The sequence below is a fragment of the Hyphomonas pacifica genome, from assembly GCF_000682675.1.
GTDB lineage: Bacteria > Pseudomonadota > Alphaproteobacteria > Caulobacterales > Hyphomonadaceae > Hyphomonas > Hyphomonas pacifica.
On record NZ_AWFA01000089.1, the window covers coordinates 77,947 to 102,778 of the forward strand.

The 24,832-nt window shown below is 60.1% G+C and carries 26 protein-coding genes; 16 read left to right on the plus strand and 10 right to left on the minus strand.

What is annotated here, in order from left to right; translation table 11 throughout:
• Positions 1-9: 9 nt before the first annotated feature.
• From yihA to rpmH, 4 genes are read right to left on the minus strand one after another with little or no spacing between them, the layout of a single operon-like run.
• Positions 10-651: a ribosome biogenesis GTP-binding protein YihA/YsxC gene (gene yihA / locus HY2_RS16355; protein WP_034829548.1), complete on the minus strand. Its 642-nt coding sequence runs from the start codon at positions 649-651 to the stop codon at positions 10-12.
• A gap of 4 nt (positions 652-655) precedes the next feature.
• Positions 656-2,482 carry a membrane protein insertase YidC gene (gene yidC / locus HY2_RS16360; RefSeq protein ID WP_034829551.1) on the minus strand — a complete coding sequence of 609 codons (1,827 nt, stop codon included), beginning with the start codon at positions 2,480-2,482 and terminating at the stop codon, positions 656-658.
• A gap of 51 nt (positions 2,483-2,533) precedes the next feature.
• The gene (gene rnpA / locus HY2_RS16365; RefSeq protein ID WP_034829552.1) at positions 2,534-2,902 is read right to left on the minus strand and encodes a ribonuclease P protein component; all 369 of its coding nucleotides are present in this window, start codon (positions 2,900-2,902) and stop codon (positions 2,534-2,536) included.
• Positions 2,903-2,946: 44 nt separating this feature from the next.
• Positions 2,947-3,081, minus strand: a complete 135-nt coding sequence (gene rpmH / locus HY2_RS16370; protein ID WP_034792616.1) for a 50S ribosomal protein L34 — start codon at positions 3,079-3,081, stop codon at positions 2,947-2,949.
• A gap of 188 nt (positions 3,082-3,269) precedes the next feature.
• Between rpmH and HY2_RS16375 the strand changes: the two genes are divergently transcribed.
• The 6 genes from HY2_RS16375 (at position 3,270) to HY2_RS16400 (ending at position 9,526) form a co-directional block, all read left to right on the plus strand.
• On the plus strand, positions 3,270-4,457 hold the full coding sequence (locus HY2_RS16375; RefSeq protein ID WP_051595133.1) for a serine hydrolase domain-containing protein: 1,188 nt from the start codon (positions 3,270-3,272) through the stop codon (positions 4,455-4,457).
• Between the two features lie 110 nt (positions 4,458-4,567).
• Complete coding sequence (locus HY2_RS16380) at positions 4,568-5,350, plus strand: DUF547 domain-containing protein (RefSeq protein ID WP_034829554.1); 783 nt, start codon at positions 4,568-4,570, stop codon at positions 5,348-5,350.
• Positions 5,347-6,087: a TVP38/TMEM64 family protein gene (locus HY2_RS16385; RefSeq protein ID WP_034829556.1), complete on the plus strand. Its 741-nt coding sequence runs from the start codon at positions 5,347-5,349 to the stop codon at positions 6,085-6,087. The genes HY2_RS16380 and HY2_RS16385 overlap by 4 nt, the downstream gene beginning before the upstream one ends.
• Complete coding sequence (locus tag HY2_RS16390; RefSeq protein WP_034829558.1) at positions 6,087-7,520, plus strand: dihydrolipoyl dehydrogenase family protein; 1,434 nt, start codon at positions 6,087-6,089, stop codon at positions 7,518-7,520. Before HY2_RS16385 ends, HY2_RS16390 begins: the two co-directional genes overlap by 1 nt.
• Before the next feature lie 14 nt (positions 7,521-7,534).
• On the plus strand, positions 7,535-8,962 hold the full coding sequence (locus HY2_RS16395; protein WP_233346676.1) for a sensor histidine kinase: 1,428 nt from the start codon (positions 7,535-7,537) through the stop codon (positions 8,960-8,962).
• 81 nt (positions 8,963-9,043) lie between these two features.
• Entirely contained in the window at positions 9,044-9,526 is a 483-nt protein-coding gene (locus HY2_RS16400; protein WP_034829561.1) for a hypothetical protein, read from the plus strand.
• 73 nt (positions 9,527-9,599) lie between these two features.
• Here HY2_RS16400 and HY2_RS17575 read toward each other — a convergent pair whose 3' ends face one another.
• The gene (locus HY2_RS17575) at positions 9,600-9,740 is read right to left on the minus strand and encodes a hypothetical protein (protein ID WP_199285711.1); all 141 of its coding nucleotides are present in this window, start codon (positions 9,738-9,740) and stop codon (positions 9,600-9,602) included.
• A gap of 58 nt (positions 9,741-9,798) precedes the next feature.
• Here HY2_RS17575 and HY2_RS16405 point away from each other — a divergent pair, with 58 nt between their 5' ends.
• Entirely contained in the window at positions 9,799-10,488 is a 690-nt protein-coding gene (locus tag HY2_RS16405; protein ID WP_233346277.1) for a pseudouridine synthase, read from the plus strand.
• 51 nt (positions 10,489-10,539) lie between these two features.
• Entirely contained in the window at positions 10,540-10,971 is a 432-nt protein-coding gene (locus HY2_RS16410; RefSeq protein WP_034829564.1) for a hypothetical protein, read from the plus strand.
• Positions 10,972-10,991: 20 nt separating this feature from the next.
• Here HY2_RS16410 and HY2_RS16960 read toward each other — a convergent pair whose 3' ends face one another.
• Both HY2_RS16960 and hrpB read right to left on the minus strand, forming a co-directional pair.
• Positions 10,992-11,462 (minus strand): OmpA family protein, encoded by a 471-nt coding sequence (locus tag HY2_RS16960; protein ID WP_051595134.1) that lies wholly within the window; start codon positions 11,460-11,462, stop codon positions 10,992-10,994.
• Positions 11,463-11,521: 59 nt separating this feature from the next.
• Entirely contained in the window at positions 11,522-13,969 is a 2,448-nt protein-coding gene (hrpB, locus tag HY2_RS16420) for an ATP-dependent helicase HrpB (RefSeq protein ID WP_034829566.1), read from the minus strand.
• Between the two features lie 123 nt (positions 13,970-14,092).
• Here hrpB and HY2_RS16425 point away from each other — a divergent pair, with 123 nt between their 5' ends.
• From HY2_RS16425 to HY2_RS16435, 3 genes are read left to right on the plus strand one after another with little or no spacing between them, the layout of a single operon-like run.
• The gene (locus HY2_RS16425) at positions 14,093-15,406 is read left to right on the plus strand and encodes a dicarboxylate/amino acid:cation symporter (protein ID WP_034829568.1); all 1,314 of its coding nucleotides are present in this window, start codon (positions 14,093-14,095) and stop codon (positions 15,404-15,406) included.
• A 49-nt stretch (positions 15,407-15,455) separates the two neighbouring features.
• Positions 15,456-16,190, plus strand: a complete 735-nt coding sequence (locus tag HY2_RS16430; protein WP_051595136.1) for a phosphatase PAP2 family protein — start codon at positions 15,456-15,458, stop codon at positions 16,188-16,190.
• Positions 16,191-16,229: 39 nt separating this feature from the next.
• Positions 16,230-17,534, plus strand: a complete 1,305-nt coding sequence (locus HY2_RS16435) for an MATE family efflux transporter (protein WP_034829571.1) — start codon at positions 16,230-16,232, stop codon at positions 17,532-17,534.
• Here the strand turns inward: HY2_RS16435 and HY2_RS16440 are convergent.
• Positions 17,497-18,549 (minus strand): quinone-dependent dihydroorotate dehydrogenase, encoded by a 1,053-nt coding sequence (locus HY2_RS16440; protein WP_034829573.1) that lies wholly within the window; start codon positions 18,547-18,549, stop codon positions 17,497-17,499. The genes HY2_RS16435 and HY2_RS16440 overlap by 38 nt on opposite strands.
• The gene (locus HY2_RS16445; protein WP_034829647.1) at positions 18,546-18,893 is read right to left on the minus strand and encodes a DUF952 domain-containing protein; all 348 of its coding nucleotides are present in this window, start codon (positions 18,891-18,893) and stop codon (positions 18,546-18,548) included. Before HY2_RS16445 ends, HY2_RS16440 begins: the two co-directional genes overlap by 4 nt.
• A 70-nt stretch (positions 18,894-18,963) precedes the next feature.
• Between HY2_RS16445 and HY2_RS16450 the strand changes: the two genes are divergently transcribed.
• Positions 18,964-19,404: a DUF4112 domain-containing protein gene (locus HY2_RS16450; RefSeq protein ID WP_081815104.1), complete on the plus strand. Its 441-nt coding sequence runs from the start codon at positions 18,964-18,966 to the stop codon at positions 19,402-19,404.
• On the opposite strand, the gene HY2_RS16965 is transcribed toward HY2_RS16450, so the two are convergent.
• Positions 19,393-21,372 carry a hypothetical protein gene (locus HY2_RS16965; RefSeq protein WP_051595137.1) on the minus strand — a complete coding sequence of 660 codons (1,980 nt, stop codon included), beginning with the start codon at positions 21,370-21,372 and terminating at the stop codon, positions 19,393-19,395. The two genes, HY2_RS16450 and HY2_RS16965, sit on opposite strands and share 12 nt — an antisense overlap.
• A gap of 183 nt (positions 21,373-21,555) precedes the next feature.
• On the opposite strand from HY2_RS16965, the gene HY2_RS16460 reads away from it, so the two are divergent.
• The 4 genes from HY2_RS16460 to HY2_RS16475 all read left to right on the plus strand — a co-directional run bounded on the left by HY2_RS16460 (position 21,556) and on the right by HY2_RS16475 (position 24,740).
• The gene (locus tag HY2_RS16460; RefSeq protein ID WP_034829575.1) at positions 21,556-22,800 is read left to right on the plus strand and encodes an argininosuccinate synthase; all 1,245 of its coding nucleotides are present in this window, start codon (positions 21,556-21,558) and stop codon (positions 22,798-22,800) included.
• Positions 22,800-23,606, plus strand: a complete 807-nt coding sequence (locus HY2_RS16465) for a hypothetical protein (RefSeq protein ID WP_034829577.1) — start codon at positions 22,800-22,802, stop codon at positions 23,604-23,606. Before HY2_RS16460 ends, HY2_RS16465 begins: the two co-directional genes overlap by 1 nt.
• A 287-nt stretch (positions 23,607-23,893) precedes the next feature.
• Positions 23,894-24,196: a GIY-YIG nuclease family protein gene (locus HY2_RS16470; RefSeq protein ID WP_034829580.1), complete on the plus strand. Its 303-nt coding sequence runs from the start codon at positions 23,894-23,896 to the stop codon at positions 24,194-24,196.
• 49 nt (positions 24,197-24,245) lie between these two features.
• Complete coding sequence (locus HY2_RS16475; protein ID WP_146617142.1) at positions 24,246-24,740, plus strand: GNAT family N-acetyltransferase; 495 nt, start codon at positions 24,246-24,248, stop codon at positions 24,738-24,740.
• The last annotated feature ends 92 nt before the right edge of the window (positions 24,741-24,832 follow it).

The following is a 24,832-nucleotide window of genomic DNA, read 5'->3' on the forward strand; positions in this document are numbered from 1 at the left end:
GGAGAAAGACTATATCAGAGAGGCCACTTCGGCGCGCAGCTCCGGAATGCCCCAGCCTTTTTCGGATGAGGTCATCCGCACCAGAGGATGCGCCGCACCATGCTTTTTCAGCTTGGCCTCGATGCCCGCAGCCACAGAATCGGCCTCTGATTTCTTCAGCTTGTCGACCTTGGTCAGCACGATCTGATAGGTGACGGCGGAGGTGTCGAGCATTTTCATCACCTCCTCATCCGTATCCATCAGGCCCCTTCGCGCATCGACCAGCAGGAAGACGCGGCGCAGGCTTGGCCGTCCGCGCAGATAGGAGCGCGTCAGCTTCATCCAGCTTTCGGCCTGCGACCGGCTGACCTTGGCATAGCCAAAGCCTGGCAGGTCAACGAGGTAAAGTTGGCCTTCGCCTAGATCGAAATAGTTGAGTTCGCGCGTCCGGCCCGGCTCTGCGGAGGAGCGCGCCAGCTTGGCCCGGTTTGTCAGGGCATTGATCAGAGAGGACTTGCCGACATTCGACCGGCCCGCAAAACAGACTTCGGTCCGGTCCGCAGGCGGAAGACCTTTCAGGTCTACAACGCCTTTGACGAACTCGACCGGCCCGGCAAACAGCACACGGCCGGCTTCGAGCGCCTCTTCACTGAAGCCGTCACCGTTTTCCATCTGCCTAATCCGCCGTTTTCTTCTTGCCGCTCGTCAGGCCTTTTATGAACTTGCCTATCTCGGTCTCCACCCCATTGCGCCTCATAATGAAGTATTGCTGCGCGAAGGAGAGCAGGTTCGACCAGACCCAGTACATGACAAGGCCCGCGGCAAAGCCGCCAAACACAAACATGAAGACCAGCGGCATTGCCTGAATGATACGCCGCTGCGTCGGGTCTGGCGGCGGCGGGCTCAGCGTCTGGATGGCCGCCATGGTAACGCCGTACAGGATCGGCAGGATGCCAATGCCAATGACGATGCCTATGAACGGAATGGATTTCAGATCGGCTGCGGACCACCACGGGATCAGGCCAAATAGATTACCAATCGCGGTCGGGTCGGGTGCCGACAGATCCTTCAGGAACAGGAAGGGCGTGTGGCGCATTTCGATCGTCACATACAGCGTCTTGTAGAGCGCATAGAAGATTGGGATCGTGAACAGGATCGGCAGACAGCCCCCAATCGGGTTTGCACCTTCCTGCTTGTACAGCTTCATGATTTCCTGCTGCTGGCGCTGGGGGTCAGCCTTGAAGCGCTCGCGGATGTCCTTCATGGGCTCCTGCAGCTTCTTCATCTTCGCCATGGATTTGTAGCTCTGATTGTAAAGCGGCACGAGTGGCAGCTTGACCAGAACCGTAAAGGCGAGGATCGCCCAGCCAAATGAGCCGACCACGCCCGACAGCCATTCCAGGGCATAGAAGAAAGGCTTGGTCAGGAAGAACGCCCAGCCCCAGTCAATCGCATCCACCATGCGCGGGATGCCGAGATCATTCTGGTAATGCTGCAGCACTTCGAAACGTTTTGCCCCGGCATAGATGCTGTTGGAAACTGTCTCGCTGGCTCCGGCCGCAAGGATCACTGGCGCCGTTTCTGCACGTACTTCAAGTCCGGCGCCGCGGGCGAGTTTGCGCTTGTCGACCATGCCGGCAAAGAAACGATCCTGCTCAGGCACAAGCGCCCCAAGCCAGTACTTGTCGGACAAGCCCCACCAGCCGCCCTGATCAGACGGAAACGTGCCCTCTTTCGTTTCACCCTTGATGTCTTTCAACTGGAACAGGGGTTTGTATTTTTTCATCCGCAATTCGTTGTTCACCACGCCCATCAGGCCAACATGGGCAATACCGCTTTGGCTGCCTGCGCCGGGATCGGTGACGTCAAGAAAACCCTTCCAGTCACCATGACGCTCAATCGAGCCAACCGGGCGCAGCTCACGTGGGGCGCCGGATGTATTGGTCACCGTATCGGTGAAGGTGAACATGTAATCGTCATCCACCGAAATCTCGCGGTCAATCGTCAGGCCATCCGTTTCCAGGCGCAGTGTGATCGGGGTGGAAGTTGTCAGAGCGCCCTCTCCCACTTGTTTCCACGGAGAGTTGCGGCCCGCGACCAGTTTGGAGCCATCCGCCCAATACCAGGTGGCAAAATAGCCGTACTCGCTGTTCTCCGGGCGGAACAGGCGGACTTCTTTCAGCTTCTCGACCGTGAGGAAGTGTTTCTTCAGGCTAAGGTCATCAATGCGGGAACCAGACAGGCGGATCGTGCCGTCGACAGAATCGCCATTGAAGGCGACCCGGGCATCCTCCTGAATGGCTTCCTCAACCGGTTTGATCTGTGAGACAGCCGGCACGCTGGAATCTGCGGTCGTCGCGGTCTGCTGTTCTGCCTGCTCAACCGCCTGCTGCGCCTCGAATTTCTTCTGCGCTGGCTTCATGATGAAGGTCTGATAGGCAAACACAAACACGATCATCGCGACCATGGCGATCAGGAAATTGCGCTGGTCTTCTTTTTCCATCTGCGGATCCCGGAAAATCTTTGTCAGCCCGACCGACTCGGCGGCGGGGGTTTAATCAGCGGCGAGGCTTATCAGCGCACTTTCCATATCGTCAAGCAAACGTGCCCAGCCAATCTCAGGCGTCTCCATACGTGCAATAAAGACATAATCCCACCCCGCTTTGCCATGCTGCGGCAAGAGAACACGCGCGGCTTCACGCAACCGGCGTTTGGCCCTGTTGCGGATAACGGCATTTCCGATCTTCTTGGTGGCGGTAAACCCGGCGCCGATATGGCTGCCAGCGACGTCCCCTCGCCTGGCGCGCGCCTGGATCACGAGTGCCTTGCGGCGCTCAGACTTTCCGTGGCGCACATAAAGAAATTGAGGCCGCACGCGAAGACGGGCGACCTCAATCTCGGAATTCTGCATTTCGCTGCTCATGGCCTGGCATCCGTCCTTTAAGTCAGACGGGGGCGGCCCCGCTCTTAAGCGGACAGCGACTTGCGGCCTTTGGCGCGGCGGCGCGCCAGCACCTTGCGGCCATTTTTGGTCGACATGCGGTCGCGGAAGCCATGGGTGCGCTTGCGGCGAAGGTTGCTCGGCTGGAATGTGCGTTTCATCGGTCTGCTCTGAAAGCTAAGTATCTCGGAAAGAGGGGCCAATACAGGCATGAATGGCCAAGGTCAAGCCATCTGGGAAGAAGAAGACAGCACATTCCTGCACGCCCCTGCGGCGTACTCTTTACATAACACAAGAGTCTCGCGCACTCTGCCAATGTGGGCGGGCGTAAAATTTTCGAAGAGGTCACATGCGGTTTCAGCGCTCTGCCGTTCTTTGTCTTCTTGCCCTGCTTGCCATTCCGGCGGCGGCGCGCTCCCAGACCATGGATTATGAGCATCTCGATGCCCGGCTGACCCGCCTGGCCGCAGATGAAGACATTGTCGGTCTGTCTGTCGCGGTGATCGAAGATGGCCGGATCGCCTTTGCAAAGGGCTATGGCGTCACCGAAATCGGCGGCGAGCCGGTAACGGGTGACACGGTGTTTCGCTGGGCGTCGCTCTCCAAAGGCGTGGCCGCGACAGAAATTGCCATTCTGGCCAGCCAGGCGCGCCTTAATATCACGGACACAGTCGGCAGCTTCAAGACCAGCCTGCGCCTGCCCGGCGGCGGCGAACAGCACGCGACTCTGGAAGATGTTCTCTCCCACCGTCTCGGCATTCTGCCCAATGCCTATGATACGCGCCTCGAAGATGGCTGGGCCCCCGCCAAAATCCGCGAAAGCCTGAAATTCCTGAAGCCCGTCTGTGCGATTGGCGAGTGTCACACCTACCAGAATGTCGCCTATGACAGCATCGCCGAAGTGGTCGAAGACGTCACAGGGTCCAAATATGCCGACGCCGTGCAGCGCTCCGTCTTCGTTCCGCTTGGCATGGCGACCGCCAGTATCGGCCGCAGCGGCCTGCAGGATTCACACTCCTGGGCCCGCCCCTACTCCAAACGCGGGCGCGTGCCTGGCCGCCCTCAGGAAAAAACCGTCAATGATGATTATTACCGCATCCCGGCCGCAGGCGGGGTCAATGGCTCGATCCGTGACCTGGCGCTCTACGCGCGCGCGCATATGGGCCTTGTACCGGACGTGCTGAGTGAAACAGCGCTCGACATGCTGCAAACACCGCGCATCTACACAAGGCGTGAACAGGCACGCATGTCCAGCCATTATCAGGGCACCGTGCGCGACGCCCGTTACGGGCTTGGCTGGCGGATCTACAAATATGGCGAGGCGGGGAAGCGCGTGGTCGGTCATCGCGGCGCTGTTGAGGGCTACCGCTCGTTCATCCTGTTTGATCCGGACCGCGATACAGGCGTTGTCATCCTGTGGAATTCCAGCGCCCGCCAACCCAATGGCATCGGTTTTGAGGTGATGGACATGGCCTATGGCCTGCCCTTCCATGACTGGATGGAACTCGACACACCCAAATCCGCTGCAGGCCACTGAAGCATCCCTCAGGCTGGCGTTAGCGCTACGCACGCAGACGTGAACGGATTTTTCCCGCGGGCCAGGCTATGCGTCAGTTACTTCTACTTTCGCCCCATACTAGGCACTTCATGACCCGTCCGATCCTGACCTTCGCAAAAGTCCTGTTCATAGGCTGCGTCCTGGCGCTTGGCGCTAGCCTGCCCGCCTCTGCGCAACATGCGCAGTGGACACGCCTATTGTCGGACTATGTCGAGCAGGGGGAAGACGGCGTGAATCGGGTCGATTACGCCGCCCTGAAGGCCAATCAGGCTGACCGCGCCGAGCTGGATGTCTACATTGCCCGCTTCGCGGAGATGGACCTGTCCGGCCGCGATGACGCAACTTTCGCCGCTTGGGCCAATCTCTACAACGCCGTCACCATGCGCTACATCGTGCAGCAATACCCGCTCGGCTCTATACGGGATGGCTATGTGTTCGGCGGTCCCTGGAAGAAGATCAAGGTCACGGCAGACGGAAGAGAAATCTCTCTTGATGGGATCGAGCATGATGTGCTGCGTCCGCGCTTCCAGGATCCGCGCGTCCACTATGCCATCAATTGCGCCGCCTGGTCCTGCCCGAACCTGCAGCCAGTCGCCTGGAAGGGCGATACACTGGACCGGGATCTGAATGCGGCCGCCCGCGCCTATATCAATCACCCTCGCGGGGTCCATGCCGGGCCGAGAGGCCTGACCGTCTCGACCATTTATGACTGGTTCGAAGACGATTTCGGCGGATCAAAAGCCGCCGTGATGCAACACCTGTTGGACTATGCTGAGCCCGATCTGGCCGATGCCATCCGCCAGACGCCGCGTATCCGGGGCTATGAATATGACTGGTCCCTCAATGAGGTTCGCCAGGAGACGAAACGATGAGTGAGACACCCAACACACCCCGTCCGATATGGCTGCGCATCTGGCCGCTTTATCTGATCGCCGCCGGTCTGATCGCAGCCTGGGCGCTCGGCGTCTTTGACTACCTCTCTCTAGAGACTCTGCGCCAGCAACAGGCCACACTGCGCGCCTTTGTCGAGGACCACCTTGTCCTCGCGATTGCAGCCTTCATCGGCATCTATGCCCTTACGACCCTGTTCATGATGCCCGGCGCCTTATGGGTCACAATCGCAGGGGGCTTTCTGTTCGGGCTGGTCGGCGGATCGCTGGCCACGATTGCCGGCGCAACCCTGGGCGCCAGCCTGCTGTTCCTCGCCGCCCGAACATCCTTTGGCGCATCCCTGCGCAAAATGGCGGGGGGCTATGCAGAGAAAGTCCGCACGGAATTTCAGGACAGTCCACTGGCCTACATGTTTGCCATGCGCTTTGTGCCAGCCATGCCCTTTGCTGTTGCCAATGTACTGCCGGCCATTCTGGGGGCAAAATTCCGGGATTATGTGATCACCACAGCCCTCGGCATTATTCCCGGTGTGGTGGCCTATACCTGGGTCGGCGCAGGGCTTGGCGCCACCTTTGCGCGGGGTGAAGACCCGGATCTTGCATCTGTGTTTCGGAACCTTTTACCGGCCGCGCTCGCTTTGGTGATCGTCTCCCTGCTCCCTGTAGCCTGGAAAAAACTGTTCCCCCGCAAGGCGGGCAAGATTGAGGAAGCTGCCTGATGCAAACCCGCAAATTTGACCTGGCTGTCATTGGCGCCGGCTCTGCCGGCCTGTCCGCGGCGGCTGGTGCTGCCCAGTTCGGCCTGTCTGTGGTGCTCTATGAAAAGGGCAAGATGGGGGGCGACTGCCTGAATTATGGCTGCGTGCCCTCCAAGGCCCTGTTGAGCGCCGCAAAGGCAGCCGCCTCTGTTCGCGAGGCAGAAAAATACGGTATCTCCGCGGGTACTCCCAGAACGGACTGGCAGAAGGTCAAAGCGCATATCCAGTCAGCCATCGAGACCATTGCCCCGGTCGACAGCCAGGAACGGTTTGAAGGTCTCGGCGTCACCGTCATCCGCGAGACAGCACGCTTTGAGGATAACAAGACGATCGCCTCAGACAGCACCCGCACCATTGCGCGGCGCATTGTAATCGCCACCGGGTCGCGTGCTTTTGTGCCCCCCATCGAAGGCCTCAGCGAAGTCCCCTATCTGACCAATGAGACCATATTCGATCTGCCTGAGCTGCCAGAGCATCTCATCATTCTTGGCGCCGGCCCCATCGGCATGGAAATGGCTCAGGCCTTTACGCGCCTCGGCAGCAAGGTCACAGTCGTAGAGAAAGATCTCGCCCTCAGCCGGTCTGACCCTGACCATGCCGCTATCGCCATCGACACGCTGAAGGAAGAAGGCGTCACGCTGCTGGAAGGGCACAAGGCTGTGCACGTCACGAGCAAGGGAAAAGATATTCACGTCCGCACAGAACGCCAGGACGGCTCGCCCACATCCGTGATTGAAGGCACGCATTTGCTGGTTGCGCTGGGCCGCCGCGCAGTTCTGGACGGGCTGGACTTGAAGAAAGGCAATGTCGATCATGACGAAACTGGCATTATCGTAGGCGACAATCTGCGCTCAAAATCCAATGGTCATGTCTGGGCTTTGGGCGACGTTGCAGGCCGCGAACAATTCACCCATGTCGCTGGCTGGCATGCCTCAGTCTTCAGCCGCCGCGCTTTCTTCAAACAGTTCACCGAGGCCACCAGTCTGCCCATTCCGGCCGTGACCTATACCTCCCCCGAAGTTGCGCAGCTTGGCATGACAGAAGCCGAAGCGACCGAATGCTATGGGGCAGAGGCGGTTTCCGCGCCGAGCTTCCCGTTCAGCGAGAATGATCGCGCCATTGCCGAAGGCAAGACGCTGGGCGAAGCCAAGCTGATCGTTCGCAAGGGCAAGCTGCTCGGCGCGTCGATCGTTGGTGAGGGGGCTGGCGATATCCTTCAGCTGGTCTCGGTTGCCATGTCAAACGGCCTGGACGTGAAGGATCTGACCAATTTTATCTCGCCTTACCCCACACGCGCAGAAGTGGTGAAACGCGCCGCCAATGCGCACTTCACAGACATTATCTTCGGGAAGGGCGCAAAACGTCTCGTCGGCTTGCTCCAGCGTATCCCCTAGGCTAGTTCAGGCGCGTGACCGAAACGCCTGACGCGCCCGTACCTCAGACTGCTGTAACCCGCGCTCCGGCGCGATGGTTCAACAGCCTGTCGTTTCGCCTGTTTGCGCTCACTGTCATCGCGATCCTGATCGTTGAGGCCTTCATTTTCGTGCCCAGCGCCTCCGGGTTTCGCATGGCCTGGTTAAATGAACGCGTGCAAGCAGCCCGTATTGCCGCTCTGGCCCTGGACGCCGCGCCCGAACGGTCTGTGTCCGAAGAACTGTCCCAGCAATTGCTGGAAAATGCTGCCGTGCTGGCCGTGGCCGAAACAGAAGACGAAATGCGGTTTCAGCTGCTCTCATCGCATATGCCGATGGACGGCAAGATGCATGCAGAAGATCTGCGCGACACCACACCGCTCAGCCGTGTTCTGGATGTGATGGGCGCCTTCTTCGCACCGGATGACCGCATCCTCGTCGTCACCGCTGTCGGGTCAGAGCCTGACCGGGTGATCGAAGTGGTCGTCCCGCAGGCTCCCATGAAAACCGCCCTCTATGCCTATGCACGCCGGATTGCGGGCCTGGCCCTGTTCATTGCTCTGGTCGCAGCCTCCATCATTTACATTCTGCTACACCTCCTCGTGGTGCGCCCCATGCTGCGCGTTACCCTCAGCGTGGAACAATTCCGTCAGGACCCTGGCGGCTGGACCAAACGGCTGCCACCCACCCACCGGAAAGATGAGATCGGCCGTGCCCAGAATGCCCTGTCCGAGATGGAGGGCGCGGTCGCCGACAGCTTCCGCCAGCGTGCCCATCTTGCCGAGCTCGGCATGGCCGTCGCCAAGATCAATCATGACCTGCGCAATTCCCTTGCCTCGGCGCAACTTGTTTCGGACACACTCGCGCGATCCGAAGACATCCGTGTACAGAAGGCTGCGCCTCGCCTGGAGCGGGCTCTGACCCGCGCGATCACGCTAGCAACGGAAACGCTAGACTATGGCAAGGCCACGCCACAACCAGCCGAACCGGATACGGTATACCTGAAGCAGGCGCTCGATGAGGCTGCCGACGAGGCGCTCGCCGCATGGCCGTCGGTTGAATTCATCAACAATGTGCACATGCTGGATCAGGTGACGGCAGACCCGGACCATTTGCACAGGATAGCCGCGAATATCATCCGCAATGCAGCTGAAGCGATGACGGCAGCGGGCTCTGCCCCTTCCCGTATATTCGTCAGCTCAGAGAATAATCAGGTTGAGTTTGCAGATACGGGTCCGGGCCTGCCGCAAAAAGCCGCTGACAATCTTTTCACGCCTTTTGCGGGTACAGCGCGCCAGACAGGCACAGGACTCGGCCTCGTCATCGCGCGGGAACTGGCCGAAGCCATGGGCGGCAATCTGGAACTGGCCTTTACAGGGCCTGAAGGATCTGTTTTTCGATTGACCCTTCCGCCAAAGACCTGACATTTTATCGTCATTATCCCGTGTTGCGGGAACCAAACGCCCCTTATGCGCATTAGTCCATCAGTAAGCTGGATGGACCCTATGACCCCCGAGACGATTGTTTCTGCTTGTGTTTCTGCTGGTGCGGCCTCAATTGCCGGCCTCGCCGTCATTCTGCAACCTGCCCTGCCCGAACCGGACATCAAAGCCGTCGATTATTTTCAGGAAGCGGACTATGCGATCTTCGATCATGACTTTGCCCTGAAGGGCCGGTCGTGCGAAGTCGGTATTCAGAAGAAAGGCATATGCCTCGCAGACTCCCCCATCGAGGATCACATTGTACCTGGCATGATTCTTCCGTCGCAAATGCCTGCAACCTCCGCAGAGTTTGCCATTATCCTTGAAGCTCCCCTGAAGAAAACGGAACTTCAAACCGTGCGGTTTGGCCACCGGCTTGCCCTATTGAATCCAAACACACGCGAGGTGATTGATGTCATGGACCTGGACGCGCAATCCTTTGCCGAAGCGCAGGATCTGAACCGCGAAAAGGCCGATATCATAGACGCAGACGATCAGACCACCTGATCGGTCGCCCATCACCTTCCCATTAAAAAAGCCAGCCCGCGGGCTGGCTTTAATTCTTCTCGGATGGAACCGATCAGTTCAGTTCATCTTCAACATCGTCGGCAGCATCATCAATTTCTTCACCCATTTCTTCTGCAGGGCCGTCATTGGTGTCACAGGCAGCAAGACCAAAAGCGCCCAGACCAAGTAGAATTGCAATAATTGGTTTTTTCATATCCAAAGCTCCTCTTTATCTGCCTCCACAATGAAGGCGTCCACATGCCAACGCACCAATGCCAAGACGGTTCCGAAACCTCATGCCTGTCCATACGCCCTATATCCCGCCTTCCGATCCGCTTACTTTTCTTCATGTGGATGAATGGCTGATTGTAGCTGACAAGCCAGCCGGCCTTTTGTCCGTGCCCGGACGCGGCCCTGAAAAAGCCGATTGTGCCCGCAGCCGGGCTGAAGAAGCTTTTCCGGGTGCCCTGACAGTCCATCGCCTCGACATGGCAACTAGCGGCCTGTTGCTGTTTGCCCGCACGCCGGACATTCAGCGTGCCCTCTCAATGGCGTTCGAACAGGGTCAGATTGAGAAGGCCTATCTGGCAGATGTCTGGATGGGGCCGGAGGAGGCATCCGGCCTTATTGATCTGCCCCTCATCGCAGACTGGCCAAACAGGCCCCGCCAGAAGGTCGATCACGACATTGGCAAACCCAGCCAGACACGGTTTGAAGTCATCGACCGCCATGCCGCCGCCTCCCGTGTGAAGCTTACCCCGCTGACCGGCCGCTCTCACCAGCTGCGTGTGCACATGGCAGAGCTTGGCCACCCAATCCTGGGAGACCAGCTTTACGCGCATGATGTGGCACGCAATATGGTGCGGCGCCTGCATCTTCATGCCAGCGAGTTGGGCTTTCGTCATCCGGGGACAGGCGACACGATTCATTTCACCGCGCCCTGCCCCTTTGAAGTCCCTTGACCGTGCGCGAGCTCCGTATTATCGTTTTTCGATAATTCCAGGGAGTTGCCCATGCTACGCGCCGAGATCGTTCGCCTGTCCATGCACCATGTTGATATCAAGATCATCATGGAGGATCGCATGCATGTTCTCCAATGGCGGCGGAATCTGCTGTGGGACGAAGTTTTGTTGAATGGAAAGCGTCAAGCCTCCAGCCATGGTCTGTGGGGCCGGGAAAAGGTCTATGGTCTTGTGTTCGGGCGCGACGAGGAAGGTCGCGGTGGTGAACAGGTCATGCTGCTGCTGGACACCGGGGCCCACAATGACTGGGCGCTCGGCAACACGCATGTGCGCGGCGTGCGTCTTGAAGCGCGCGATGGCCCGCTTGTTTCCTATGGATCGCTTGATCCCAAGGCCCTTGAAAAGCCGGCCACATTTGCCGACTGGATGAAAAAGACGATGGGCATGGAATGGGGCGGCCAGTCAGATAGCCGCCCCAATTAAATGTCTAAATCTGGTTTGTATTAAGATGCGCGCTGATCGTAATTTACCGGCACCAGACGCACGGTCGCCTTGCGGTTCAGCGGTTCGGCATAGCCATTCACAGCATAGGCGCGGGCCTCACCTTTGGGCTCAATACCAATTTGGCCTGCCGTGATGTTACGAGCCTTAAGGCCTTCAACAACGGCTTGCGCGCGCTGATCAGAGACTTTGCGGTTCAAATCCACCGGGCCTGCGGCATCGCTATGGCCGGTCACTTCGATACGGGCATAGCGGCAATCGCTGAGATCATCGGCGACGGCATCCAGAACAGCATCGGCCTGATCACCAAGGCGGGTCACACCTCGCTCAAAATAGATGGTGAATTCTTCGGTCGTGCAGGCCTTCGGGGCATCCTTGTAAATGACAGGGTTCTGCGGCGGGGCTGGCAGTTCTGCATGGGCTGCCATCGTTGCAGTTACAGCAGAGGCCAGTGTCAGGCTCAGAATTTTCATGGCGAGCTCCTTTTGGGTCAGCTATCCCTTGGAAAACGCCACTTGGCCCCGCCGGTTCCCTACAATCTTTTCTTCGTGCGACCTTCATGGGCCCGGGCAGAGGCTGGATCGGTCGGCCAGTCATGCTTTGGATAGCGTCCGCGCATGTCTTTTGCCATGTCCACATAGCCCGCCCGCCAGAACCTGCCGAGATCCTGTGTCGTGGCCACTGGCTTCATGCCTGGCGACAGCATTTCCACCGTCACCGGCACCCTTCCTGCGGCCAGGTTCGGGTGCTCGCTAAGCCCATAAAACGCCTGCGCCCGCGCAGAGACGAGCGGCGCGCGATCATCCAGATAGTCGACCCGCGCCGTCTGACCGGACGGCAGTTCCAAATTCAGCGGCGCATCCTTGCGCAGCGCTTCCTGTATCGGCCATTCGAGCCCCGCCATCAGCGCCTCTCGCACCGCATGCGGCGGCGGCACGCTGGCCCCTTGACGCTTCAGCAGGGGCAAAAGCCACTCTTGCGCAGTCTCGGCCAGGCCCTTCAGACTCATGCCTGCTGCCTCGATACAGCCTACCCCTTCCAGCATGCCGAGACGCGCCAGAGTCTCCCTTACGACATCTTCTGCACCGATTGCGGCAAATCCCTCTTCGCGAATAGCCTCCAGCATCGCCGCCGCGCAGGTTTCCGCTTTCGGCTTCGGCAGCGGCGCTTCGGACAAGACAATCGCGCCCAGCGCCTTCACCCGTCGCGCCGAGAATTTGCCGGTCTTCGGGTCAAAGCTCGCGCGGTCTTCAGACACAACGCCGCCAATCTCCAGCGCCACCGCCTCTTCAATCGGCATGGCCAGAGAGATGCGCGCCTCTTTTGCTGCTCCGCCCAGATCGGCAATCACCAGCCAGTCATGCTTTGCCAGCGCATCCGTGTCCGGCAACATCGCGGCACGCCCGGAGGCCATGAGATAGCTGCCACCGCTGCCCGGCCGCTTGCGGGCAATCTGGTCCGGCCAGGCCCGCGCCAGCAATTTCGCCATGTCTCCGCCGGGATCTGCACCCTTGCCCCAGCTTTTTGCCTGCGCCTTCAGGCTGCGGGCGCGCGGAGAGCCATCCTTGCGAAATCCGGCCAGCCTGTCCCGCAGGTCGGGCGAAGTCCCACCCATGCCCCGCTCCCCGGCGAGCGCCGCAATTTCCGCGGCCAGCGCGCGCTCTGCGGGCGTCGGCGCACTTACGACCAGCGCCCCGAGACGCGGCGGCAGGGGTAAACGCGCCATTTCTGCCCCTAAAGGCGTAAGGCCTCCCTCCCGATCCAGCGCGCCGAGCGTAACCAGCAGATCCTGAGCGGCTTTCAGCCGCCCGGCAGGAGGTGCATCCATCCAAGTGAGGCGCGCAGCATCCCGCTCGCCCCATTCAGCCAGCGCCAGCACAAGGCCCGACAAGTCACTTTTCAGGATTTCCGGCACCGGCGCCGGCATCAGGCCCCGCGTCGCGGCCTCATCCCATAACCGATAGCAGACCCCCGGCGACAGGCGCCCTGCCCGACCGCGGCGCTGATCGACCGAGGCGCGGGAGGCCTTGACTGTGGAGAGCCGCGTGCCGAGCCCGCCAACGGCATCCTCCGCGACACGCGACAGACCGGAATCGATGACGATCCGCACGCCCTCAATGGTCAGCGCGCTTTCGGCTATATCCGTCGCCAGCACCACTTTGCGGGTGCCTTCTGGCGCAGGAGACACAGCCGCGTCCTGCTCTGCCGGGGTCAATGCGCCAAACAAAGGGATAATGCGGATGTTCTCGGGCAGGCCATCCAGTTGGTCCGCCGTGCGCAGAATCTCACGCGCCCCGGGCAGAAAAGCCAGAATAGACCCGTCTTCCTCTTTTAGCGCCTTACGAATGGCCGCCGGCATTCGGTCCTCGATCCGCTCACGGTCCTGAGAGCGGCCCAGATAGCGCGTCTGGACCGGATATTGGCGTCCTTCACTCTCCACAATAGGGCATTCCAGCACTCTGGATACGTTTTCCGTATCAAGCGTAGCCGACATGATCAGGAGTCGCAGATCATCCCGCAACGCGCCTTGGGTTTCCATTGCTAGCGTAAGTCCCAAATCCGAATTCAGGCGACGCTCGTGAAATTCGTCAAAAATGACTGCGCCGACACCGCTCAATTCAGGATCAGACAGGATGCGCCGCGTAAACAGGCCATCCGTGATCACCTCAACACGCGTCGCACCAGAAACTTTCCTGTCCACTCGCGTGGTCAGGCCCACGGTCTGTCCGAGCTTCTCTCCCAGGGAGTTCGCCATTTGCTGCGCGGCCATGCGCGCCGCAATGCGCCGCGGCTCCAGCATGATGATGCGGCCCTCGATAACCGGAGGCTCTCCCAACAGGCCCGCCAGCGCCAATGGCACCCGTGTTGTCTTGCCCGCTCCGGGCGGCGCCGCCAGCACAAGACGCGCATGATCCCGCATGGACGTCCGGATTTCGGCCACAACATCATCAATAGGGAGGGAAGGGAAACCGTTTTTCACGCAAAGCCTGATAGGCGTTTCGACCCGTAGCTGGCAAGCTGCAGTAAGTTCAGACTCGCAATTGCCATTACGCACAGTCCACCCTACCGTCGCGCGCAACGAATGGGGCAGGAGTCTACTTCAATGAAATGGTGGTTCGGAATTGATCTCTGGCAGCGCGTAATCGCGGGCTTAGTGTTAGGGGCCCTTGTTGGCCTCGGCCTGCGATACGGCATGGGCGCCGAAGCGGCCGGAGATATCGTCAGGACCTGGGCAAAGCCCTTCGGCGATGCCTTCATCAACCTGATCAAGATGCTGGTTGTCCCGCTGATCTTCACCACGCTGCTATCCGGCGTGCTGGCGATGGGAGACCCGAAAAAGCTCGGCAGTCTCGGGGGCCGCGCCTTGATGATGTATATGGGCACGACGGTTGTCGCCGTCAGTTTCGGCCTGCTGATGGGAACGATCATCCAGCCCGGCGCCGGCTTTGATCTGTCCATCGCCTCTGCCGCAGACATTGCCGAGGCCAAGGCGCGCCTAGACGCGAACCCACAGCCTGGCAGCGTGGGCGAACAGCTGATGCACACGCTTCTGTCCATCATTCCAACGAACCCGGTCGCCGCATTGGCCAATGGGGATGTGCTTCAGATCATCTTCTTCTCCATCATGCTCGGCATAGGCATTTTGATGTGCGGGGAAGCCGGAAAGCCGCTCGCCAATGTCATCAACAGTGCGGCTGAAGCCGTCATGAAGCTGACCCTGATTGTCATGGAAACCGCTCCCTTTGGCGTCTTTGCGCTTATGGCCTGGGTGCTGGGCGAGCGCGGCTTGGATATTCTCATCTTCCTCGGAAAGCTGACGCTGACGCACTATATTGCCTGCGGCCTGCATATTCTGATCACCTATGGCCTGATCATTCGCGGGGGCTTGCGCCTACCGCTGCTGCCTTTCTTCCGCGGCGCGGTGGATGCCCAGGCTCTGGCCTTCTCGACATCATCTTCCAACGCAACGCTGCCGATGACGATCGCCTGCGCCACGAAGAACCTCGGCATTGGCAAGCCGGTCGCCTCTTCTGTCCTGCCGCTCGGCGCAACGATCAATATGGATGGTACCGCGCTCTATCAGGGCGTCATCGCCCTGTTCGCCGCCCAGGCCATGGGCACGCCGATGACCGCCAGCATGTATGTCACCATCATCTTGATGTCGACGCTGGTATCCATCGGCACCGCCGGCATCCCGTCCGTCAGCCTGTTCCTGGCAGCCACCACACTCAGCGTGATCGGCGCAACGCCGGAGCAGATCGTGGTCGTGATCGCCGTCCTCTTCCCGTTTGATCGCATCCTCGACATGATGCGCACCGTTACCAATGTGACCGGGGACCTCACCGTCGCCACCGCCGTCGCGAAATGGGAAGGTGAGTTCGACGAGGAAGTCTTCCGCGCAAGAGATCCGGTCTGATCGGCTACAGATTTCTGGAACTTCAGGCCTGTCAGGGCATTGTGACGCCATGACAGGCCTGAAACCTTATGCTGCGACGGCAGCCCTCTCCCTGATCATCATCACAGCTCTCGCCCTCGGCGTGCAGAATATCTGGCCCCTGGACCATCTGGATCGGGCGATCACCGACCAGATTGCAGATTTGCGCACACCGCTGCTGAATGAGGTGATGCTGGTTATCACAGCACTGGGGGATTCGCGCTTCCTCATCCTGGTCAGCCTCGTGACCATCGGCGCCTTGCTGATTGCCCGCGCCTGGAAAGAAGCGGGCCTGTTTGCCACCGCCTTCCTCCTCACGCCGCTCATCGTTAAGCTGATCAAATCCACCATCGCCCGTCCTCGTCCGACGGTGGACCTTTATGGCGGTGTGGAATCCTTCAGCTTTCCCAGCGGCCATACCACCAATTCCGCGCTGATCTATGGCGCGCTGGCCCTGCTCTCCATGGCGGTGTTCAAGCGTCTGCCGGGCCGCCTGTTGGCCGTGGCCTTTGCCACCCTTGCCGTCATGATCGCCCTATCGCGAATCTATCTCGGGGCCCATTGGCCAAGTGACACGCTGGCAGGCCTCGCCCTGGCCGCGCTGATGCTGACCGCCATTGCCGCGCTGACCGAAGGCGACCGCCTGCCGAATGCCGCACGCCATGTGCCTGTCGCGTTGATGCTCCTGACGCTGGCCTTTCCGCTTTATCTCTTCATCGCGCTGCCCCATGCACGGGAGCTGTATACAGCCCTGCACGCGCAATAGGTCTCGCCCGGCCCGGCCAATCGCGCTAAGCGAGGCGCGATGTTAACCCGGCGCAAGATCCTCTCCCTCGCCACGCCCGTGATCCTCGCACAGGCCGCGACCGCCACGACCGGCGTCGTCGATACAGCCATTATGGGCCGTTTTGGCGACAAGTCAGATCTCGCCGCCGTGGCCATCGCCGCGGTCGCCTTCAGCTTCATCTATTGGGGCTTTGGCTTCTTGCGCATGTCGACAACCGGCCTCACCGCACAGGCAAATGGCGGCGGCAACATTGCGGAATCGCGCGCCATCCTGCTGCGCGCCCTGCTGATGGGTGCAGGCATAGGCGCGGCCCTGTTTCTGGTCTCCCCCCTCTTGAAACTCGGTATCTTCGCAGCCTTCCATGGCACTGAGACGGTCGAGACACTGGCGGGGGGATATTTCAATGCCCGCATCTGGGGCGCGCCGGCCTATCTGATGGGCCTTGCCGTCACCGGCTGGATGCTCGGCACGGGCAAGACAGGCCAGATGCTGGCCTTTCAGATCGTGATGAATGGCGTCAATGCCGGGCTCGACACCTGGTTCGTCGCGAGGCTCGATTGGGGCCCGGCAGGGATCGGCGCCGGCACAGCGATTGCCGAATGGGTCGCACTGGTCTTCGGCCTCATCCTGGTTGCCCCGGCCTTTCGCGGCCATGCCCGCCTGCTGGACCGCGCCAGGCTGACCGCGCTATTCGCCGCCAATAGAGACATCATGATCCGAACGTTGGCGCTGCTGTTCTGCTTTGCCTGGTTCGTCCGTTCCGGCACGATGATTTCCACGGCCATCACCGCAGGCAATGAGGTTCTCCTCCAATTCATCACGGTCGCCGCCTTCGTGCTGGACGGGTTTGCCTTTGTCGCAGAGAAGGAGGCCGGCGAAGCCTATGGCGCGCGCGATAGCAAGCGCCTCGCCCGGGCCATGCGCCTGACGACGGAGTTCGCGCTGCTTTCCGGCGCGGCTATCTCTCTTGCCTATTGGTTGGGGGGCGGCTGGATCATCCAGATATTCATCCGCGATCCCGAGGCCCGCGCCGCCGCGCTCGCCTATCTGCCCTGGTGCGCAGCCGTGCCGCTTCTGGGCATCGCCGCCTGGCAGCTGGACGGGCTTTTCCTCGGCACCACACAAGGCCGCGCCCTGCGCAATGCCGGCATCCTCTCCGCCATCCTTTATATTGGCGCAGACCTGATGCTGCGCCCTCAAATGGGCAATGCAGGCGTGTGGACCGCTTTTCTGCTGATGTACCTTTTCCGCGCCACTGCACTCGGGCTTTATGTGCCCGGCCTGTTCAGAGATCTTTCCCGACCGCCTCGGCCAGCGTCGTAAACCCGTCCGCCTGCAACAGGCTGACCAGTTCCCGATTGATCCGCTCGGCCAGTTCCGGGCCCTCATAGACGAGTGCGGAGTAAAGCTGCACTGCATGCGCTCCGGCTCTGATCTTGCGATAGGCATCCTGGCCGCTCGCGATGCCGCCCGCGCCAATCAGATCGAACTCACCTTTCAGTTCCCGTGCAAACGCCTTCAGAACCTCCGTAGACGGCTCCATCAGCGGAACACCGGAAAGCCCGCCGGTCTCGCCCTTGTCGGCGCTTTGCAGACTGTCCGGACGCGCCAGCGTCGTGTTCGAAACAATCAGGCCTGACAGCCAGTCCCCTGCCCCGCGCACAACGCCGCAAATATCCCTGATCGCCTGTGGGTCCAGGTCCGGCGCCACTTTCAGGAAGACAGGCTTGTCCGCACGCTCTGCCTTGCCGCATGCCATCAACAGTGCCTCCAGAGAGGCCTTGTCCTGCAGACCGCGCAGACCCGGCGTATTGGGAGAAGAAATATTGATCGTGATATAGTCCGCATGGGGCGCAACAGCCGTCACGCCCGTAACATAATCGGCAATCCGGTCATCGCTTTCCTTGTTGGCGCCGACATTCGCGCCAATCGGCACTTCGCCCTTATAGATCTTCAGATTGCCAACAAAATAGTCGAGCCCCTCATTGTTGAAGCCCATCCGATTGATCACCGCGCGGTCTTCGCTGAGGCGGAACAGGCGCGGCTTCGGGTTTCCCGGCTGAGGTCGCGGCGTCACCGTTCCGCATTCGACAAAGCCAAAGCCGTATTTGGCCATCGCTGCCGGCACATCGCAATTCTTGTCAAACCCGGCGGCCAGCCCCACAGGGCCAGACAAGGCAAGGCCAGACTTTGGCAGCTTCACCGCCAGTACCGGATGCGTCGCGGGCGGACGCAGGGGCACACCTATACGCGTCTTCAGCAGACGGATGGTTGTTGTGTGCGCCAGTTCCGGCGGCAACATCTTGATGGCGGCAACGCCAAGATCGGTCAGGCTCATGCGATCAAATCCTTCGGCATGATGGGGGCCCCACCCTCTGCCAGCGTCAGGCGCCAGACGGCATCCGCCTTTGAAATACGCAGCAGGGCATAAAGGTGCGGGAACATTTGTCCCCCCCGGCTGTTTTCCCATTTGAGGGGCGGCAGGCGGTCCACCGGGAATCTCACCAGGCGCACATCTTCCTGCCCCGAAAAGTACAACCGCGCCGTCTCCGCAACCTGCGCAGCGGTCGAGAGGTGCACATAGCCGTCATCCCGGTCCAGCGGCACATTGGTCGCCCCGGTCTGTTCAGCTTCACGCCATTGCTCGTCCGTCAGCAATTTGAAGACATGTGTGTCATCCATGATCTGCGTTTCAGCAGGCTTTGACGCCAGGCGCAATCCGTGTTGACGTCATATCCTGCAGGGGATGAAAATGGCTGGCAGTATCGAAACATCTGAGCATCATGATTTGCGTCTGCCGACCGGCCGCACTGTTGGGGAAGAAATTGCCGGCTTCAACCGCTTCTCACGCCTGATGGATTCCCGTTTCAAACTCGCCGGGGTTCCGATCGGGCTGGACGCCATTATTGGGGTTGTGCCGGTTGCAGGGGATGCCGTCACCGGGGCCATGGGCCTTTATGCACTGGGCACAGCCGCGCGCCTGAAACTTCCCATCACCGCGCACATTCACATCATCTGGAATCTCATCGCGGATGCGGCCATTGGCGCCGTGCCGTTGGCGGGTGATGTCTTTGACGTCTTCTTCCGCTCACACCGCAAGAATTTCCGCGTCGTGGAAAAGCATCTCATCAAACGCGCCCGCAAGCATGAGGCCGAACTGGCCGTTGAATTGGCCAAAGCCTCAAACGTCTGAACCGGGCCGGTCTGTCGCGCGGGAGATCAGCCAGTCGCCCTTGCCGGATTCGCAGGCGGCAAACCGTCCCCGTTCCGCGCCCGGAATGGCATAAGCAATATCGCGGCACGTGACCGGCACCCGTTCTGCTGCCGTCTCGACGGACCGCTGCATGGCATCAGAATGGCTGACGCTATAGCTGACCGTGCGGATCACAGGACGGTTCACATCGCGGATCAGCGTCTGCTCCATAAAGATTTCCACCTGTCGGCCATCTGGCGTCACCAAGATGGAGCGGCTGCCATCCTGCGCGCCATTCACCAGTTCAAGAAAATCTGCGCGCAGCGGGTCCAGCGCCTCTTCCGTAAACGTCACATCCGACGCTACCTGAACACGGCGGACAATGAAATCCTCCACCTTTTGAGACGTCTGCTCAACCGGCGCTGCCATGCCCCTAGGGCGGTCAAAGGCGCGCACACCTGCCGTTGTTGCCGTCAAAATCTTTGGCGCGCTGCGCTCTGTCGGTGTGGCAGCCGCCAGTTGCAATGGCTTGGCAGGCTTCATTGAGGCGGGTTTAGGCACCGCACCGGTATAGGTAACAAAATTGATCGCGGCCCGGCGGCTCGCTTCCGGCATAGGTGCGGGTGCTATTACCTGAATGGAGGCCGGCTTCAAAGACGCAGGCTGCGGGAGGTCCGTGATCCCGACCGCAGAGACCAGCCGCGCATCTTCCTCCGGCACAGCAGATACCTGAATGATTTCAGGAGCCGTGGGCTGCGTCTGAGCAGCCAGACCCGCCTGCCGGCGCATTTCTTCCTGAATGGCCTGTTTCGCGGCAATGTCCGCACGGCGCATCGCGTCTACTTCAGCCGCGCGGCGAGCATCCAGTTCGGCCAGGCGGCGCGTTTCGGCCTCTGCCTCGGCCAGACGACGCGCTTCCAGCTCTTCCAGACGCCGGGCTTCGGCTTCAGCTTCGGCAACGCGGCGGGCCTCAAGTTCTGCCTGACGCAGGGCCTCGGCCTCTGCCACGCGGTGGGCTTCCAGCTCCGCCAGGCGTTTCTTTTCGGCGGCTTCCTCAGCCAGCCGTGTCTCACGGGCGGACTGGGCCAGCTGCTGCTCTTCTGCCAGACGCGCGGCTTCTGCATCGGCAATCGCAGCAGCGGCGCGGCGCTCGGCCTCTTCAGCGGCTTTCGCCTCGGCCCGTGCGCGGGCAGCTTCAGCCTCTTCCTGGCGTGAAGCAATTTCAACGGCGAGACGCTTGTAATCAAACCAGGGCTGGCTCTCGGCGCCGACCGGCTCAGACGCCGCTGCCAGCGCCAGAGCGGACGTCTGCCCTGCCCCCGGTCGTGCGTCCGCCTGTCCGCCCAGTGCAGAGCCCGTCTGCGCCAGCTTTATATCACTGCCACCTGCCTCGCCTGATCCTGCATCGCTCGGATCATCCTCATGCAGCGCCGAGTCCGCCGCCATGACCGACAGGCCTGCCAGGCCCAGCACAGCCAGACCGGCAAACGCGATTTGCGACACATCGCCCAGACGTGTCCGCACGCCGGCCTCATCATCGTCATGTCCGCCCCCGGAGAGGCCCGCCTTGCCCTTCGCGGCCAGCGGCAGGGCGCCTGCCGAAATGGAACTGAGGGGCGTGCGCTTCAGCACCATGTCCGGCACTTTTGGCAGGGCGAATGTCATTTTCAGCGGTGCGCGCTCTGTCTGTACGGCGCACGGCGGCTGCACCGGGCTGACGGCACGCGGGGCGCGGGTGACGCGGCCTTCTTTCAGCGCCGGATAGCGAATGCCCGAATCAATCGCCAGAGTAGATTGCGGCCGTGTGGCCTTGCGGGCTTCCAGGCGCTCGCGGAACGAGCCACGCGCGGCGGCTTCGGCCTGTTGCCGCGCGGCCTTTTCCGGGCGGGATGCCCCGTCAGACCTGCGCTCCCGGCCCCGAAGCATGGGAGTCGTTTCATGACTTTCTGTCAGTCTCGTCTCGAACATCTCAATACCCCTTCGGCCATTGCCTTTGCCTGTCTGGCATCAGGCTTAATGCGTCCACCTTTCATATTAACTAATTAACCAAGCCAAAACCATCCCCTTGATCCCAGAGCGACGCTTGTCAGCGCCTCAAATGGACCTTATGGCAACACCCGTTGCGCGCGTGCACAAGAAAGGTACAGCCCCATGGCCAAGACAGGTTCCGCCCCGAAAAAAGTCGTCCTCGCTTATTCCGGAGGGCTCGACACATCGATCATCCTGAAATGGCTGCAGACCGAGTTCGGCGCGGAAGTCGTGACTTTCACGGCAGACCTCGGCCAAGGCGAAGAATTGGGCCCGGCCCGCGAAAAGGCGCTCGCCGCCGGCGTGAAGCCGGAAAACATCTTCATTGAGGATGTCCGCGAAGACTTTGTGCGCGATTATGTCTTCCCCATGTTCCGTGCGAACGCCGTCTATGAGGGCGTCTACCTGCTCGGCACCTCCATCGCCCGGCCGCTGATCGCCAAGCGCCAGATCGAGATTGCAGACATGGTCGGCGCCGACGCCGTCTGCCATGGCGCGACCGGCAAGGGCAACGACCAGGTCCGCTTCGAGCTTGGCTATTACGGCCTGAACCCGGACATCAAGGTCATCGCCCCATGGCGCGACTGGGATTTCAAATCCCGGACGGACCTGCTGAAATTCGCCGAATCCCACGGCATCGAGATCGCCAAGGACAAGCGCGGCGAAGCCCCCTTCTCCGTCGACGCAAACCTGCTGCACTCCTCCTCCGAGGGCAAAGTGCTGGAAGACCCGGCCGTGGCTGCGCCGGAATTCGTCCATATGCGCACAATCGCGCCGGAAGACGCGCCGGACGAGCCGGAAATCATAACCATCGGCTTTGAGAAGGGCGATGCCTGCTCCATCAATGGCGAGGAGATGAGCCCCGCCACGCTGCTCACCGCGCTGAACGCCTATGGCAAGAAGCACGGCATTGGCCGTCTGGACCTGCTCGAAAACCGCTTTGTGGGCATGAAGTCCCGCGGCATCTATGAGACACCGGGCGGCACCATCCTGCTCGTCGCCCATCGCGGCATCGAACAGGCCACGCTCGACAAGGGCGCCGCGCACCTGAAAGACGAGCTGATGCCGAAATATGCAGAGCTTATCTATAATGGCTTCTGGTGGAGCCCGGAGCGCGAAATGCTGCAGGCCGCCATCGACCATTCCCAGCGCTATGTTTCCGGCGAAGTCACGCTGAAGCTCTACAAGGGCCAGGCCTATCTGATCGGCCGTTCAAGCCCCTATTCGCTGTACTCGGAAAAAATCGTCACCTTCGAAGACGACCACGGCGCCTACGACCAGAAAGACGCCGAAGGCTTCATCAAACTGAACGCTTTGCGGTTGCGGTTGCTGGCTGGGAGAGACCGGAAGTTTGGGAAGAACAGCTAATGCATGCCATTTGGGACTCCTTCAAAAAGGGTTTCAAAGACTATTATTTTTGGCTGGCACGCGTCACGCCCGATTGGGACTTCATAAAAACGTTTTTTAAATCCCCACTGTTCAATGTGGTAGCACTTCTTCCCATACTTGGTTTCCTGATTGTTCAGATTGGCACGCTAACTGAAGTTATTGCAGATAGCGGAAAATATTCTGAATTCATCAGAATGTGCATAGAACGTATCGTTGGGGTCTATTGGGGCTCGTACTATTATCTTACCGCATACGTGGTGTACCTTTGGGGTCCCCCACCTATGGTGCGATCCTCAAAAGACGCGGATGATTTTCTTGACTACGTCCAGAAGAAGAACACACCGCGCCTAACAATAAGCCTCATCTTTCAGGCAGCGGAAAGCAAGGCACTCTTCGGAAGTTCAAGTAAGGAAACCGAGGAATTCGTTGATTGCGTTCGAAATTGGATCAGGCGCGTGCTAGATCTGAGTGAAGGCGAAATAGATCATACCAGAGAAACCAAATACATTTTGGGGAGAATTTCTGGAACGGTCGAATTTGACCCAAACATTCAGACCGAGATATCGACCTTCAGACATTTGCTTCTCGATCTTTCCGTAAGAAGACATAAAGAGGATCCTTGGATTCAGGAACTCAATGACAATATCGGTAATATTTTCTATCGAGAAAACGTAAGGAAGCCTGACTTCAGCCGACTCGTATGTTTGTTTGTGATTTCTTTGGGCACGTTGCACATATTTGGCTCTGTCATTCTAAATCATATAAAAATCGCGAGCTCTTACTGACTTCATTCGCTCGCCTGGCTGCCACCTCCCCTCCCGCGTCACCCCCGACCGCGTAGCGGTCTGGGGGCCCAGCTCTGAACGGCGCAGCCGGGCGCGTCACACGCGGTGGAAGGTGTAAGCGCGGTGGAAAGCACACGTACAATCGCGACGTGACATACTTGTGGTGGCTTTCAGTGATGGGTCCCCAGATGGCCTGCTGCCATCGGGGATGACGCTTGGGGGAAAGGGTTGATCTTCACCGCGCGCGCCGTTTCACTACAAAAGGGGCAAAAAATGGGGGAACGCGCATGGCGAATGAGGATCGCATCATTGCCGTCTACATGATGGCGAACCGGAAGAATGGCGCGCTCTATACCGGCGTCACGTCAAACCTCGTCGGACGCATCTGGCAGCACAGGGAAGGCATTTTCCGCGGCTTCACGCAGAAACATGGCTGTAAGACGCTCGTCTGGTATGAGGTGCACGAATGGGTTGAGGGCGCGATTGCCCGCGAGAAATCGCTCAAATCCTATCGCCGCCAGAACAAGATCAACCTGATCGAAGCGAAAAACCCGCACTGGAAGGATCTCTGGTTCGAGATCACGGGTTAATCCCTTGCCCCCCCTTGCCATTCCCTTCCTCGTGCGCCACATCACGTGGATGATTATTCGTCCCTACACTCCCGCTGATCTCCCCGCCCTCTATGCCATCAATCAGGCCGGTACGCCCGGTGTGGGGCATGAGGATTCGCCGGAGGGACTGAAGCGCTGGTTCGATGTCGGCACCTGTCTGGTCGCCGAGGATGAGAACGGCCAGCCGCTCGGCTTCATCAATTTGATCGAGCCCGGCACCATGGCCTATGCCAGCGATAATCTCCGCTGGTTTGAACGCTGGATGGCAGAGGAACAGGCAAGCCTGCGCTATGTGGACCGCATCGCCGTGGCAGAGGCCGCGCGCGGCCTGCGCATCGGCCAGCACCTCTATGAAGCCGCCTTCGAGCTGGCCAAAGGCCGGGACTGGATCGGCGCCGAAGTGAATACGGATCCGGATAATCCGCTCTCCCACAAATTCCACGCCCGCATGGGCTTCGTCCGCGTCGGCGAGAAACGCTACAAACCGGATTACGCAGTCGCCTACTACGCCCGCAAACCCTGACGCGCCGGTCACGGGCCCGCCCTGTGGACACAGTCCCGCCAAGCCCCCTCCCAGTAAGTCGAATCCGTCTGATAGGCGCCCAAGCCATACTT

Bases quoted from the DNA above. Each gene is read 5' to 3' on its own strand.
- HY2_RS16405 (WP_233346277.1), top strand. From the start codon at position 9,799: ATGCCAAGACGGTTCCGAAACCTCATGCCTGTCCATACGCCCTATATC.
- HY2_RS16430 (WP_051595136.1), top strand. From the start codon at position 15,456: ATGACAGGCCTGAAACCTTATGCTGCGACGGCAGCCCTCTCCCTGATC.
- rnpA (WP_034829552.1), bottom strand. From the start codon at position 2,902: ATGAGCAGCGAAATGCAGAATTCCGAGATTGAGGTCGCCCGTCTTCGC.
- HY2_RS16400 (WP_034829561.1), top strand. From the start codon at position 9,044: ATGACCCCCGAGACGATTGTTTCTGCTTGTGTTTCTGCTGGTGCGGCC.
- HY2_RS16460 (WP_034829575.1), top strand. From the start codon at position 21,556: ATGGCCAAGACAGGTTCCGCCCCGAAAAAAGTCGTCCTCGCTTATTCC.
- HY2_RS16380 (WP_034829554.1), top strand. From the start codon at position 4,568: ATGACCCGTCCGATCCTGACCTTCGCAAAAGTCCTGTTCATAGGCTGC.
- HY2_RS16440 (WP_034829573.1), bottom strand. From the start codon at position 18,549: ATGAGCCTGACCGATCTTGGCGTTGCCGCCATCAAGATGTTGCCGCCG.
- HY2_RS16470 (WP_034829580.1), top strand. From the start codon at position 23,894: ATGGCGAATGAGGATCGCATCATTGCCGTCTACATGATGGCGAACCGG.
- HY2_RS16375 (WP_051595133.1), top strand. From the start codon at position 3,270: ATGCGGTTTCAGCGCTCTGCCGTTCTTTGTCTTCTTGCCCTGCTTGCC.
- HY2_RS16465 (WP_034829577.1), top strand. From the start codon at position 22,800: ATGCATGCCATTTGGGACTCCTTCAAAAAGGGTTTCAAAGACTATTAT.
- HY2_RS16390 (WP_034829558.1), top strand. From the start codon at position 6,087: ATGCAAACCCGCAAATTTGACCTGGCTGTCATTGGCGCCGGCTCTGCC.
- HY2_RS16450 (WP_081815104.1), top strand. From the start codon at position 18,964: ATGGCTGGCAGTATCGAAACATCTGAGCATCATGATTTGCGTCTGCCG.
- HY2_RS16410 (WP_034829564.1), top strand. From the start codon at position 10,540: ATGCTACGCGCCGAGATCGTTCGCCTGTCCATGCACCATGTTGATATC.
- rpmH (WP_034792616.1), bottom strand. From the start codon at position 3,081: ATGAAACGCACATTCCAGCCGAGCAACCTTCGCCGCAAGCGCACCCAT.
- yihA (WP_034829548.1), bottom strand. From the start codon at position 651: ATGGAAAACGGTGACGGCTTCAGTGAAGAGGCGCTCGAAGCCGGCCGT.
- yidC (WP_034829551.1), bottom strand. From the start codon at position 2,482: ATGGAAAAAGAAGACCAGCGCAATTTCCTGATCGCCATGGTCGCGATG.
- HY2_RS16960 (WP_051595134.1), bottom strand. From the start codon at position 11,462: ATGAAAATTCTGAGCCTGACACTGGCCTCTGCTGTAACTGCAACGATG.
- HY2_RS16965 (WP_051595137.1), bottom strand. From the start codon at position 21,372: ATGTTCGAGACGAGACTGACAGAAAGTCATGAAACGACTCCCATGCTT.
- HY2_RS16385 (WP_034829556.1), top strand. From the start codon at position 5,347: ATGAGTGAGACACCCAACACACCCCGTCCGATATGGCTGCGCATCTGG.
- HY2_RS17575 (WP_199285711.1), bottom strand. From the start codon at position 9,740: ATGAAAAAACCAATTATTGCAATTCTACTTGGTCTGGGCGCTTTTGGT.
- HY2_RS16435 (WP_034829571.1), top strand. From the start codon at position 16,230: ATGTTAACCCGGCGCAAGATCCTCTCCCTCGCCACGCCCGTGATCCTC.
- HY2_RS16445 (WP_034829647.1), bottom strand. From the start codon at position 18,893: ATGGATGACACACATGTCTTCAAATTGCTGACGGACGAGCAATGGCGT.
- HY2_RS16475 (WP_146617142.1), top strand. From the start codon at position 24,246: ATGATTATTCGTCCCTACACTCCCGCTGATCTCCCCGCCCTCTATGCC.
- HY2_RS16425 (WP_034829568.1), top strand. From the start codon at position 14,093: ATGAAATGGTGGTTCGGAATTGATCTCTGGCAGCGCGTAATCGCGGGC.